At 31.2% G+C, this 12,883-nt stretch carries 13 protein-coding genes; 9 read left to right on the plus strand and 4 right to left on the minus strand.

Annotated elements, in window-relative coordinates; translation table 11 throughout:
- Window positions 1-6: 6 nt before the first annotated feature.
- Genes H3N56_RS07000 through rpmH form a run of 4 tightly spaced genes read right to left on the minus strand, consistent with a single transcriptional unit; the run spans window position 7 to window position 1,379 of the window.
- A complete protein-coding gene (locus H3N56_RS07000; RefSeq protein WP_185880506.1) occupies window positions 7-615 on the minus strand; it encodes a YidC/Oxa1 family membrane protein insertase in 609 nt (202 codons plus the stop codon).
- Between the two features lies 1 nt (window position 616).
- On the minus strand, window positions 617-850 hold the full coding sequence (gene yidD / locus H3N56_RS07005) for a membrane protein insertion efficiency factor YidD (RefSeq protein WP_185880507.1): 234 nt from the start codon (window positions 848-850) through the stop codon (window positions 617-619).
- A gap of 7 nt (window positions 851-857) precedes the next feature.
- On the minus strand, window positions 858-1,199 hold the full coding sequence (gene rnpA / locus H3N56_RS07010; RefSeq protein ID WP_185880508.1) for a ribonuclease P protein component: 342 nt from the start codon (window positions 1,197-1,199) through the stop codon (window positions 858-860).
- A 42-nt stretch (window positions 1,200-1,241) separates the two neighbouring features.
- A complete protein-coding gene (gene rpmH, locus H3N56_RS07015) occupies window positions 1,242-1,379 on the minus strand; it encodes a 50S ribosomal protein L34 (protein ID WP_185880509.1) in 138 nt (45 codons plus the stop codon).
- 672 nt (window positions 1,380-2,051) lie between these two features.
- Here rpmH and H3N56_RS07020 point away from each other — a divergent pair.
- The 9 genes from H3N56_RS07020 (at window position 2,052) to gyrA (ending at window position 12,873) form a co-directional block, all read left to right on the plus strand.
- On the plus strand, window positions 2,052-3,851 hold the full coding sequence (locus H3N56_RS07020) for a replication initiator protein A (protein ID WP_185880510.1): 1,800 nt from the start codon (window positions 2,052-2,054) through the stop codon (window positions 3,849-3,851).
- 238 nt (window positions 3,852-4,089) lie between these two features.
- Entirely contained in the window at window positions 4,090-4,353 is a 264-nt protein-coding gene (locus tag H3N56_RS07025) for an HPr family phosphocarrier protein (protein WP_185880511.1), read from the plus strand.
- 82 nt (window positions 4,354-4,435) lie between these two features.
- Window positions 4,436-6,181, plus strand: a complete 1,746-nt coding sequence (gene ptsP / locus H3N56_RS07030; RefSeq protein ID WP_185880512.1) for a phosphoenolpyruvate--protein phosphotransferase — start codon at window positions 4,436-4,438, stop codon at window positions 6,179-6,181.
- 155 nt (window positions 6,182-6,336) lie between these two features.
- Window positions 6,337-6,543, plus strand: coding sequence for an RNA-binding S4 domain-containing protein (locus H3N56_RS07035; protein WP_185880513.1), 207 nt, complete (start codon window positions 6,337-6,339; stop codon window positions 6,541-6,543).
- Window positions 6,544-6,566: 23 nt separating this feature from the next.
- A complete protein-coding gene (locus H3N56_RS07040; protein WP_185880514.1) occupies window positions 6,567-7,664 on the plus strand; it encodes a DNA replication/repair protein RecF in 1,098 nt (365 codons plus the stop codon).
- Entirely contained in the window at window positions 7,642-8,196 is a 555-nt protein-coding gene (locus H3N56_RS07045; protein WP_185880515.1) for a DUF721 domain-containing protein, read from the plus strand. The genes H3N56_RS07040 and H3N56_RS07045 overlap by 23 nt, the downstream gene beginning before the upstream one ends.
- Complete coding sequence (gene remB, locus H3N56_RS07050) at window positions 8,181-8,438, plus strand: extracellular matrix regulator RemB (RefSeq protein ID WP_185880516.1); 258 nt, start codon at window positions 8,181-8,183, stop codon at window positions 8,436-8,438. The genes H3N56_RS07045 and remB overlap by 16 nt, the downstream gene beginning before the upstream one ends.
- Window positions 8,435-10,339 carry a DNA topoisomerase (ATP-hydrolyzing) subunit B gene (gene gyrB, locus H3N56_RS07055; protein WP_185880517.1) on the plus strand — a complete coding sequence of 635 codons (1,905 nt, stop codon included), beginning with the start codon at window positions 8,435-8,437 and terminating at the stop codon, window positions 10,337-10,339. The genes remB and gyrB overlap by 4 nt, the downstream gene beginning before the upstream one ends.
- Window positions 10,340-10,398: 59 nt before the next feature.
- Window positions 10,399-12,873: a DNA gyrase subunit A gene (gene gyrA / locus H3N56_RS07060; protein ID WP_185880518.1), complete on the plus strand. Its 2,475-nt coding sequence runs from the start codon at window positions 10,399-10,401 to the stop codon at window positions 12,871-12,873.
- Window positions 12,874-12,883: the final 10 nt, after the last annotated feature.

Genomic DNA, 12,883 nt, shown 5'->3' on the forward strand with positions numbered 1-12,883 from the left:
TCTACACTACTCCCCTTTTTTCATAATTATATACTGTTGAATAACACCTGCTAAACTTGATGTTAACCAGTAAATTTGTAATCCTGCTGGCATTTTGTATGAGATAAATATCATCATAACTGGGAACATATACATCATGTTCTTCATTTGCGGATTACTATCTGTTCCAGTTAATTTCTGTTGAACGAATGAAACAACTCCGTTTAGAACTGGTAATATATAATATGGGTCTGGACTTAGTAGATTCATCCATAGGAAATCTTCAGCTGGAACTATTCCTCTTTCAGCTCTTAAAACACCGAACAGTGCCCAAAGAATTGGAAGTTGAATAATAAGTGGAACACATCCACCTGCTGGATTTACTTTATGTTGTTGATAAAGTTCCATAGTTTTTTGATTCAATAATTTTGGATCTGCTGAGTACTGCTCCTTTAACTTATCAAGCTCTGGTTGAAGTTTCTTCATAGCTCTCATTGATTTATCTTGTTTTAGTGTTAAAGGTAATAAAACTATTTTAATTAGTATTGTTAGACCAATTATAGCTAATCCGTAGTTCCCCGTTACTCCGTAGATCGCTTTCAATATCTGTTCAAATATTGTATATAGAAATTCCATTTTAATCCTCCCTTGATTTCATACATTTAGGTACTGGATCATATCCCCCTGGGTTAAATGGATGGCATTTAACAATTCTTCTCATTCCCAAATAAACCCCTTTTATAAACCCATATGTTTCAATGGCTTCATAAGTGTATGCAGAACAAGTAGGATAGAATCTACAATTTTTCCCCAAGAAAATTGATATATACCTTTGGTAAAATTTTATTAAAAATAATGCAATTTTTTTCAAGACATAGTTAAGCTTTAAACAACTTCGAATTTTTAAGAACACGGTCAAGATCCGTTTTCATCTCCTCATACTTCAGGGTTTTGAATTTTTCTCCAGCAGTTCGTTTAGCTACAAAAATAATATCATAGCCAGTTGTTATTTTTTCTTCATGTAAACGATAATATTCTCTAAATAATCTTTTCAATCTATTCCGACAAACGGCATTTCCTGTTTTCTTACTCACGACAAATCCAGTACGGTTATATTCTAGCTCATTTTTTTTAAAAAAAATAAGAGAGTAATAACCAAAACTTTTTTTTCCAAAATTGTAAATTGATTGAAACTCTCCATTTTTTTTTAAGTTATTCATACTGACTCCCTATTAAAAACCCGGTGTTAAAATCACCGGGTTTTATGCTGATAATACTTTTCTTCCTCTAGCTCTTCTTCTCTTTAGAACTTTTCTTCCGTTTTTAGTAGCCATTCTAGCTCTAAATCCGTGGTCTTTTTTATACTTTCTGTTGTTCGGTTGGTATGTCATTTTACTCATTATTTTCACCTCCTAAAAACGTCTATATTTCAGATAAATATTTTAGAAGAAATTTAGCTATTTGTCAAGTAAAATATGAAATTCAAGATGAAATAAAATATCCAATAATTTCGCCCTATGTTGTTTTGTTATATGTATAATGTTATATGTACAGACCAAGTCACAAAAAAAACACCTGTCCGACCCTTGATTTCATTGACTTTATACATTTTTTTTTATTCTTGTTCATATACATAAGCATAAACTCGTTGATTCTATTGAGTTAGTTATGTATACGTCAAAAAAACAACTTCAAAAAACCCTTGATTTTATTGACTTTATAGGGTAGATAAAATATTAATGTTCGTATACAAAAGAACAAACTATTGATTTCATTGGTACCGATGGTATATGGGGAAAAACTGACTACTCTTCAACCCTTGATTTTATTGACTTTGTATAGTTCACAAAATATTAATGTTCGTATACAAAAGAGTGATAGGTTGATTTTGTTGAGATAGATGCTATACACTGAAATTATAACACGCTTTAAACCCTTATAAACATTGAGTTTGTATTTTTTTAAAAATATTATTGTTAATATACATAAAAAGTGCTATATTATTTAGTACTGAATTATATAAAAACAAATAATATTAATGTTCATATACATTTTATGGAGGCCCAATTTTTATGAAAAAATCCAACCAAGATGAGATTGAAAGCTTTAATATAACCTCCAGCGGTTCACTTTTAGATGATATACGTAAGATTGACATAAAACTCAATCAAGTACCAGAGATAGAAGTCCGTGAAGTTGTTATTAAAGAGACGGGAAATTTTTTAAACTTAAAAGATAATATAATAAATATCCCTGTTGAAATGATTGTATTTCCATTCTTTACTCCTCAGAAACAAAACAAACGTGTAAACTTCCAATACTCCTTTGAAGATCTAGGAGTTACAATGTATTGTACCCTAGTCGCAAAAGACGTAAAAGATCAAGTTTTTCAACCATCTATCTTTGAAGAAAAGATATACACATATCTTATTTCTATGTATGAAATCAAAAAAGATATAGATGACAATAGTGAATATATAGAGTTTGAAATTTCAGATTTTATAGTGAATTTTTTAGGTAATAAAATGAACAGAACTTACTACTCAAAAGTAGAACAAGCTCTTAAAAATTTAAAGAATACCGAGTACCAATTTATAGTTTCAAATCATACAAAATTGGGGAAATACCGCTTTGAAGATGAGGAGTTTAAACTTCTTACATATCAAAAATTAAAAAAAGGTAAAAAGATATATTACAGGGTTACTCTAAACAAAAATATTAGACAAAAAATTAGTGACAAAAGATACATAAAATATAACTCTAAAGCTCTGATGGAAATTTTAGCTAAAGATCCAATTGCTGGTAGAATTTACAAGTATATCAGTAAAATTAGATACGACAAATTGACAGACGAAATAAACATAAGAACTATCGCTGCAATAATTCCTCTTAAAACTGAGCAAGTGACAGAAAGAGTGAATAAAAATGGGGAAGTAAAAACTTATGTTCTTTGTAGAATGAAACAGATTCTAAAAAGAATAGAAAAAGCTTATGACGTTTTAAAAGAATTGGGATACATAACTCAGTATAAGTCTAGACAAGCTAAGAGTGAGGATACTTACTACATATCTTATAAGTTTAATTTGAAAAAAGATGGAGAATGTCATATCTCTAGTTTCATCGAAATGGGCAATCAAGAGAACCCAAAAGAAATTATTTATAAAAAAAATATTGAAAAAGACAAAAAGTTAGAGCAGAATATAGAAGAGGCCGAAATAATAGAGTTAGAAGAGAAAAAAGTGGAGAAAGAAAAAGTGAAAAAAGTCACAACTTCAACTAAAAAAATTGAAGAAGATATATTTTCAGCTCCGGTTTTAGACGCTATTATAAAAGCTAAGAAAAACATATATGCTTCAAGGGCTTGGGACAAAAGAACAGATACTAAGATAAAGAAAATCTTCTTAGAAGATGGTGAAAAAGTAGCTATAGAAGTACTAAAGATTGTTTATAAAAATCTTAATAGCAACATTAAATCAACCCTTGTACAATACATGAATGGAATATTAAAAAATATTCTAACTGAAGAAAATGATCAAAACAAACAAAATTTAACTCTTTTCAATAACATAGTAAAAGAGAAAGGGTTAATCAGTAAAAAGAAGATAAACGCAGCTAGAAAGACTGTTAGAAAACCAGTTGTAATAAGCATCAAAGACATAGTAGAAGAGGTTGACATACCAAAAGATGTACTTATGGAGTTTGAAAAACTTGATGAATATGAGCAATTAAAAATTGAAGAAAAAGCATTAAAAATGTGTTCCCAAGAGGAGCATATAGACATAAATTTCCTACTTACAATGAAGAGTAAGTCAAAAAGAATATATCTAAATACTATAAAAAAATATATAGAAAGAGTTCTGAAAGGGAATTGATATGTTAAGTAATATTTAATAGTTTAATTGCAGTAAATAGTAATATCTCTAAAAAGTTGGATGAGAGTGTACAAATCCAGCGAAACCTCATGTTCACAAATAAAACAGACTCTATTTTAAGTGAAATTATCGGTTGACAAATGATTTAAAATCATATAAGTTATGTATAAAGATTAATTATTTATAAATTAAAATGTATATAAAAAATAAATAGAGTTTGAGAGGGTGGCGAGAGAAAATGGCAAACATAACAGTAGAAATTAAAAATGAAACTGGACTTCATACAAGACCTGGAAATGAATTCGTGAGCTTAGCAAAGACTTTCAATTCAGCGATTGAAGTAGAGAATGAAGCTGGAACAAAAGTGAAGGGGACATCTCTTTTAAAACTATTATCGTTAGGAATCAAAAAAGGTGCAAAAATAACAGTACATGCTACTGGTGAAGATGAGAACGAAGCTGTTGAAAAACTAGCTCACCTTCTTGAGAATCTAAAGGACTAATTTTCAACAAAGGAAGGGACTAGAAATTGTGCCTTCCTTTTTTTTGTTTTTTCTAAAAAATATGGAAAAGGGTGAATATTTTATGGAAAGATTTATGAGAGGAATTGATGCTTCACCAGGTGTTGCAATAGGAAAAGTTTTCTTATACAAAGAAAGAGAGCTTTATATAGATAGGGGCGAAGCTAGTAACGTAGATATAGAAAAAGAAAGACTGATTGAAGGTAGAGAAAAAACTAAAGAACAACTACTTGTAATTAGAGATAAAACAGCTAAAAAACTCGGAGAGGATAAAGCAGCTATATTTGATGGTCACATAACTCTTTTAGAGGATGAAGATCTATTTGATGAGGTTGTGGAACTTATAGAGGATGAAAACATAAAGGCTGAAAATGCTCTAGACCAAGGAATTTCAGGATACTGTGATATGCTTGCTAACTTAGAGGATGAGTATCTAAGAGAAAGAGCAGCTGACTTAAGAGATATAGCTAAAAGATGGCTTTACAATATAGCAGGAATCACAATAGTTGATTTATCAACACTTCCAAAAGATTCAGTAGTTGTAGCTAGAGATTTAACACCTTCAGATACAGCACAACTTGACTTAAACAACGTTGTTGCATTCATAACAGACATCGGTGGAAAAACAGCTCATTCATCAATCATGGCTAGATCTCTTGAGATACCAGCTGTTGTTGGAACTGGAAACATAACAGAAGTTGTTAAAGATGGAGAAGAAATAATTGTAGATGCTTTCACAGGGGATATAATTTTAAATCCTACTGACGCTGAAAAAGTAACTTATGAAGCGAAAAGAAAGGCTTATATAGATGAAAAAGAACTGCTTAAAAAATTAAAAGATAAAGCAGCAGTTTCAAAAGATGGAGTAGAAGTTGGAACTTGGGCAAATATAGGTTCTCCTAAAGATGTAGCTGGTGTTTTAAGAAACGGAGCGAACGGAATAGGTCTTTATAGAACTGAGTTTCTATTTATGGCTAAAGATAGCTTCCCTACAGAGGACGAGCAATTTGAGGCATATAAGGTTGTTGCTGAGTCTATGAAAGATGAGAACGGGAAACCTTATCCAGTGACTATAAGAACAATGGATATAGGTGGAGATAAATCTCTTCCATATATGGAGCTTCCACATGAGGAGAATCCATTCTTAGGATGGAGAGCAATAAGAATTTGCTTAGATAGACCTGAGATATTAAAAACTCAGTTTAGAGCACTACTTAGAGCTTCTGCATTTGGATATATCAAGATAATGTTACCTATGATTATTTCGGTTGAAGAATGTAGAAAATCAAAAGCAATTTTAGAAGAGTGTAAAGCTGAATTAAGAGCAGAAGGAATAATGTTTGATGAGAACATCCAACTAGGAATAATGATAGAAACACCTGCTAGTGCAATAAGAGCTAAATGGTTTGCTAAAGAGGTAGATTTCTTCTCTATAGGAACTAATGATTTAACTCAGTATACACTTGCTGTCGATAGAGGAAATGAGAGAATATCTCACCTATATGACACTTATAATCCAGGCGTATTAGCTGCTATTAAATCAGCTATTGACGGTGCCCACGAAGGTGGAATAAGCATCTCTATGTGTGGAGAATTTGCAGGAGAAGAAAGAGCAACTGCACTTCTTTTCGGAATGGGATTAGATGCTTTCTCAATGTCAGCAATATCTGTTCCAAGAGTTAAGAAAAATATTATGTCTTTAGATAAGGCATCAACAGAAGCTTTAGTTGCAAGGGTAATGGAGAAAAGTACAACTGAAGAAGTTCTTGCAGAATTAGATAAATACAATGCAGAACATTATGGAAAATAAATAGAAATAGTCACAAGATAGGTCACAAATCTTTTCAAGTTTGTGGCCTATTTTTTTTAAGATTTGACCGAATATTAATGTTAATATACATATACAGTTAGTAAAATTTATGGTATTATATATAGTGATTTAGAGCATTGAAAAAGGAGGGGAATATGGAAAAAATTTCGATAAGTAGTGAATACATAAAGCTTGATCAGTTTTTAAAATGGAGTGGAGTTGCTGACTCTGGTGTAGTTGCAAAAGATATGATTTTATCAGAATTAGTGAAAGTAAATGGTGAAATAGAGATAAGAAGAGGAAAAAAACTTTACCCTGGTGATACAGTAGAAGTTTTAGGACAGAAATTCATCGTTGAGTAAAATTCATCGTTGAGGAGAGAGCTTTGGAAATTCTAGAGATAAATTATGTGAATTTTAGAAATTTGAAAGATAGAAATATAAAATTTTCCCCTAGATTCAATCTTTTTTTAGGAAAGAATGGTCAGGGAAAAACAAGTATACTTGAAGCTATATATTTTAATGCTACAGGAAAAAGTTTTAGAACCTCAAAAAATGGAGAATTAATACAGTATAATAAGAATAAGATGGGAGCATTTGTTTCTTATAAAGACTCGGTAACTGAAAAGAGTTTAAGTGTTAAAATGGATAATAAGAGAAAAGAATATAGCTATAATGGAAAGCGTATTCCTTTTGATAATTTCTATGGAAAACTTAATATTGTATCATTTATTCCAGAGGATATAAATCTTATAACTGGAAGTCCTAGTGTAAGAAGGAGTTTTTTCGATGGTGAAATAGCTCAAATAAATTCAGAGTATTTTCAAAATTTAAAGAACTACAATAAAATTCTAAAAATTAGAAATAAATATCTAAAAGAGCGAAATCACAAAGATCCTATGTTTTCAATTTATCAAGATGAGTTTATAAGATTGGGCAGTGCTATTATAAAGTCTAGAATAGATTATGTAAAAAATATTTCTATTATCTTAAATTTAAATTATAGAAAATTATTTGATGATAAAAAAGAATTAAGTTTAAAATACGAAAGTTCTTTAGGAGAACTAAAGAATATTGATATTTTAAAAATTCAAGAGCTTTTAAAGAAAAAGTCAGATTCAGTTTTTCACCAAGAGATTAAATATGGGTTTTCACTGTTTGGTCCTCAAAAAGATGATTTCCTATTTTTGTTAAATGAGCGAGAGGCCAAATCCTATTCATCTCAAGGAGAAAAAAAATCAATAATTTTTTCATTAAAACTTTCTGAAATTGATATGATTATCAAAGAGAGAAGAGAAAATCCAATATTTATAATAGATGATATCTCATCATATTTCGATTCTATTCGTAAAAATAATATAATAAAATATCTGAAACATAGAGAAATTCAAGTTTTCATAAGCTCTACAGGTGATTTAGATATAGATTCCAAAAATTTTCAAGTGGATAAAGGTGAAATATATGACTGGAATAAACAGTGTTAAAGATATAGTTGATGAAGCAATCATGAAGAGCAGAAAGCTTAAAGAGGGTATAATCAAAGCTAGATGGTCTGAAATTGTTGGGAAACTATATTTGAAAAGCAACCCCCTATGGATAAAGGAGGAAGTGCTCTATGTACTTGTGGAGGACTCTGTTTTTATGCATCATATGAATATGAACAAAAATAAATATATAGCTAAAATCGAAGAAATCTTAAAGGATACCTACGTTAAGGATATTAGATTTAAAATTTCTAAAATTGAAAAAGCGATTGATAATAAAGAGCTAGAAATGTATATGAACAAGAATAAAGATAAACCAAAACCCTCTGTAGCCGATGAAGTTATAAAGACTAAGGGTATGAGTATAGAGGAAAGTATTGAATATTTAAGGGTTATTTCAAATGAAAGAGAGCAACATCTACTTAATTTGGGATATAAGAAATGCAAAAGATGTGGAACTATGTTTAAAGGCGAGGAGAGTTATTGTCTACCTTGCATCAAAGGGAATGATAAAGAGTGCATATTTACTTAGAAAATGATTATTTAGTATCATTAAAATCAGTAATTCTTATTACTGATTATATACATATAAAAGCGACTGATTATGGAATACATATGTTCAATACTAAAGAAGTGATAGATTTATCACAAGATAATCCAAAATCAGTGGTTATAACAGATAAGACAGTGTATCTAACGTCTTATGGACTTTGTACTCTAGAGAGTAGAAGTAATGAGTTTAGAAGAACAACTAGTAAGTGGAGGTTAGAATGAGTAATTACGAAGCAGAAAATATAACAGTCCTAGAAGGATTGGAAGCAGTTAGAAAAAGACCAGGAATGTATATTGGAACCACTTCAGAGAGAGGATTACATCATCTTGTTTGGGAGATAGTAGATAACTCAGTTGACGAGGCTTTAGCAGGTCATGCAGATAGAATAGAAGTGAGTATTTTACCAGATAACATAATTGAAGTAAGAGACAACGGAAGAGGAATTCCAGTTGATATCCATCCAAAATATGGAAAATCAGCTTTAGAGATTGTTCTTACAGTTCTTCATGCTGGAGGAAAGTTTGAAAACAATAACTATAAAGTTTCTGGAGGACTTCACGGGGTTGGAGTTTCTGTAGTAAACGCACTTTCAGAGTGGACAGAAGTTACTGTTAAAAGAGCTGGAAAGGTATACTATCAAAAATACAATAGAGGAGTACCAGCTGAAGATGTTAAGGAAATAGGTGTTTCTGATACAACTGGAACTACTGTAAGATTCAAAGCTGACTTTGAAATATTTGAAACTTTAGTATATAGTTTTGAAACTTTAGAGACTAGATTAAAAGAACTAGCTTATTTAAATAAAGGATTAAGCATAGTTTTAAGTGATCTTAGAAAAGAACCTGAAAAGGTTAGTGTATTAAAATTTGATGGTGGAATCTTAGATTACATCAAAGATATAGAAAAGGGAAATACACAAATTACTAAGACACCTATCTACATGAGTGGGGAAGTTGACAACGTAACTGTTGAAGTTGCTCTTTGTTACAATGTAAACCAAAGAGAACTTATTTACTCTTTCGTAAATAACATAAATACTCATGAGGGTGGAACACACGTAAGTGGATTTAGAACTGCTCTTACAAGAGTAATAAATGACTTAGGAAAAACTATGGGGCTTCTAAAAGATAAAGATGGAAAGCTTCAAGGTTCAGATATAAGAGAGGGATTAACTGCAATAGTTTCTATTAAAGTTCCACAACCTCAATTTGAAGGACAAACTAAGACTAAACTTGGAAACAGTGAAGTTACAGGAATAGTTTCATCTGTAGTTGGATCACAATTAAAAATGTTCTTAGAGGATGCTCCTAATGATTTAAGACTTATCATCGATAAAGTATTAAACTCAAAAAGAGCAAGAGAAGCCGCTCAAAGAGCAAGAGAACTTGTACTTAGAAAATCAGCATTAGATATTGGTTCATTACCAGGAAAGCTAGCTGACTGTTCTTCTAAGAACCCAGACGAATGTGAAGTTTACATAGTTGAGGGAGATTCAGCGGGTGGATCAGCAAAGCAAGGAAGAGATAGATTATTCCAAGCAATTTTACCTCTTAGAGGAAAGATTATAAACGTTGAAAAATCAGGTCTTCATAAAGCTTTAGAAAATACAGAGATAAGATCATTAGTTACTGCTTTTGGAACTTCAATTGGAGATAACTTTAATATAGAAAAATTAAGATATGGAAAAATAATCATAATGACCGATGCCGACGTAGATGGAGCACATATCAGAACTCTGATACTGACTTTCCTATACAGATACATGGTTGATTTAATCCATAACGGAAATGTATATATAGCTCAACCACCTCTATTTAAGATAACTCAAGGAAGAACAATCAGTTATGCTTATACTGATAGACAACTAAAAGAGATACTTGCAACTTTTGAGGGAGAAGACAGAAAGTATTCACTTCAAAGATACAAGGGATTAGGAGAGATGAATCCTGAGCAACTATGGAATACAACTATGGATCCAGACACTAGAACTTTATTAAAAGTATCAGTAGATGATGCTAGAGAAGCTGACATGCTGTTTGATAAGTTAATGGGTGACAAAGTTGAACCAAGAAAAGCTTTCATAGAAGAGCATGCAGAGTACGTAAAAAATCTAGATATTTAATTGTATATAAACATTAATATTAAAGAAGAAATATTAAAGAAAGTTCTAGGAGGAAAAGGATGTCTAACGTAAATAATAGATACATAGAGGAAGAATTAAAACAGTCCTATCTAGATTATTCAATGAGTGTAATAGTAAGTCGTGCTTTACCGGACGTAAGAGATGGATTAAAGCCAGTTCATAGAAGAATTCTATTTGCAATGAATGAGATGGGAATGAGTCATGATAAACCTTATAAAAAATCAGCAAGAATAGTTGGAGAAGTTTTGGGTAAATACCATCCACATGGAGATTCAGCTGTTTATAATACTATGGTAAGAATGGCACAAAATTTTAGTTTCAGATATCAATTAGTTGATGGACATGGAAACTTTGGTTCAATAGATGGAGATTCAGCAGCAGCGATGAGATATACGGAAGCTAGAATGTCTAGAATAAGTGGAGAACTACTTGAAGATATCGATAAAGATACTATAGATTTCAGAAAGAACTTTGATGATTCATTAGATGAGCCAATCGTTCTTCCTGCAAAACTTCCAAACCTTCTACTAAATGGTTCAACAGGAATAGCAGTTGGTATGGCAACAAATATACCACCTCATAACCTTGCGGAGCTTGTAGATGGAATATTAGCTTTAATAGACAACACAGATATATCTATAGTTGAGCTTATGGACCACATTAAAGGTCCTGACTTCCCAACTGGTGGAATAATAGATGGAGATAAAGGAATCTATGATGCTTACACTACTGGAAGAGGTAGAGTAAGAGTTAGAGGAAAAATAGATGTAGAAGAATCTAAAACTGGAAGAACAACTCTTATCATAAGAGAGATACCTTATCAGTTAAATAAATCTTCTCTTATTGAAAAAATTGCTGAGCTTGTAAAAGAGAAAAAAATTACAGGAATCTCTGATTTAAGAGATGAATCAGATAGAGATGGAATAAGAGTTGTAATAGAACTTAAAAAAGGTGAGGAACCTGAACTTATATTAAATAAGCTTTATAAGTTTACAGAACTTCAAAATACTTTCGGAATAATAATGCTAGCTCTAGTAAACAATATTCCAAGAGTTCTAAATCTAAAAGAGATACTTCAAGAGTACTTAAAGCATAGAGTAGAAGTAATCACAAGAAGAACTAAATTCGATTTAAATAAAGCTGAGAAAAAAGCACATCTTCTTAGAGGATTTATAATCGCTTTAGATAACATAGATAGAGTTATTGAAATCGTTAGAGGATCAAAAGATTCAAACGATGCTAAAGCTGCATTAGTTGAGAAGTATGGATTTACAGATGAGCAATCTAAAGCCATCTTAGAGATGAGACTTCAAAGATTAACAGGATTAGAAAGAGAAAAAATTGACAAAGAACACTCTGAATTAAATAATTCAATCTTAAGTTTAAATGAAATATTAAAGGATGAAGAAAAAGTTTATTCAATAATAAGAGAAGAGCTTCAAGAATTAAAAGTTAAGTACAGTGATGCAAGAAGAACAGCAATTGAAACTGAAAGACTTGATATCAGAGCAGAAGACTTAATAAAAGATGAGAGCGTTTTAGTTACTATTACAAACAAAGGTTACGTTAAGAGAATCGAAGTTAGTAAGTATAAAGCTCAAAAAAGAGGTGGAAAGGGAGTTTCTAGCCAAAATACTGTAGAAGATGATTTCGTAGAGAGCATGGATGTAATGTCTAACCTTGATACTATGTTAATCTTTACAAATCAAGGAAGAGTATTTAGCTTAAAAGTTTACCAAATTCCAGAATCTTCAAAACAAGCAAGAGGAAAACTGATTACTAACTTAATCAAACTAAGAGAAGATGAGAAGGTAAGAGGAATAATCAGAATTAGAGAGTTCTCTCCAGAACACGCTATTATATTTGTAACTAAAGGTGGAGTAGTTAAAAAGACAAATCTGAAAGAATACAGAAATGTAAATGTTTCAGGACTTAAAGCTATTAAACTAAAAGAGGATGACGACATAATATCTGTTGGAATTATGGAAAATGACTCTAAAGCACAAGTATTTATGGCAACTAAGATGGGTTACTCAATCAGATTCCCACACGCTGAAGCAAGACCACTTGGAAGAGATACAACAGGAGTTAGAGGAATAGCTTTAAGAAAGAATGACTCAGTTGTTTCAGCACTTCTAATAGATGAGGCTAAAGAAGAAACAATCTTAACAGTTACAGAAAATGGATATGGAAAACGTACTAGAGTAAATGAGTACCCACTTCAATCTAGAGCTGGAAAAGGTGTAATAAATATAAGATGTAACGAGAAAACAGGAAGTGTAGTTCAAGTGGTTCCAGTTCTAGAGGACGAAGAGCTTATGGCTATAACATCTAATGGAATTATCATAAGAACTCCAATAGCTCCAATTTCAATTCTTGGAAGAGCGACACAAGGTGTTAAAATTATGAGAATTAAAGAAGAATTAGGAGAAAAAGTAGTTTCAATCGCTAAGGTTAATGTGGAAGAAGAGGACGATTTAGAAATCGATGAGTTAGAAATCATAGAAGCTTAATTCTAGGAGG

Origin of the sequence: Cetobacterium sp. 2A (assembly GCF_014250685.1) — a bacterium.
GTDB lineage: Bacteria > Fusobacteriota > Fusobacteriia > Fusobacteriales > Fusobacteriaceae > Cetobacterium.

What these genes read in the sequence shown, in the direction of transcription:
- H3N56_RS07000 (WP_185880506.1), bottom strand. Translation starts at nt 615, where the DNA reads ATGGAATTTCTATATACAATATTTGAACAGATATTGAAAGCGATCTAC.
- rnpA (WP_185880508.1), bottom strand. Translation starts at nt 1,199, where the DNA reads ATGAATAACTTAAAAAAAAATGGAGAGTTTCAATCAATTTACAATTTT.
- rpmH (WP_185880509.1), bottom strand. Translation starts at nt 1,379, where the DNA reads ATGAGTAAAATGACATACCAACCGAACAACAGAAAGTATAAAAAAGAC.
- H3N56_RS07020 (WP_185880510.1), top strand. Translation starts at nt 2,052, where the DNA reads ATGAAAAAATCCAACCAAGATGAGATTGAAAGCTTTAATATAACCTCC.
- H3N56_RS07025 (WP_185880511.1), top strand. Translation starts at nt 4,090, where the DNA reads ATGGCAAACATAACAGTAGAAATTAAAAATGAAACTGGACTTCATACA.
- ptsP (WP_185880512.1), top strand. Translation starts at nt 4,436, where the DNA reads ATGGAAAGATTTATGAGAGGAATTGATGCTTCACCAGGTGTTGCAATA.
- H3N56_RS07035 (WP_185880513.1), top strand. Translation starts at nt 6,337, where the DNA reads ATGGAAAAAATTTCGATAAGTAGTGAATACATAAAGCTTGATCAGTTT.
- H3N56_RS07045 (WP_185880515.1), top strand. Translation starts at nt 7,642, where the DNA reads ATGACTGGAATAAACAGTGTTAAAGATATAGTTGATGAAGCAATCATG.
- gyrB (WP_185880517.1), top strand. Translation starts at nt 8,435, where the DNA reads ATGAGTAATTACGAAGCAGAAAATATAACAGTCCTAGAAGGATTGGAA.
- gyrA (WP_185880518.1), top strand. Translation starts at nt 10,399, where the DNA reads ATGTCTAACGTAAATAATAGATACATAGAGGAAGAATTAAAACAGTCC.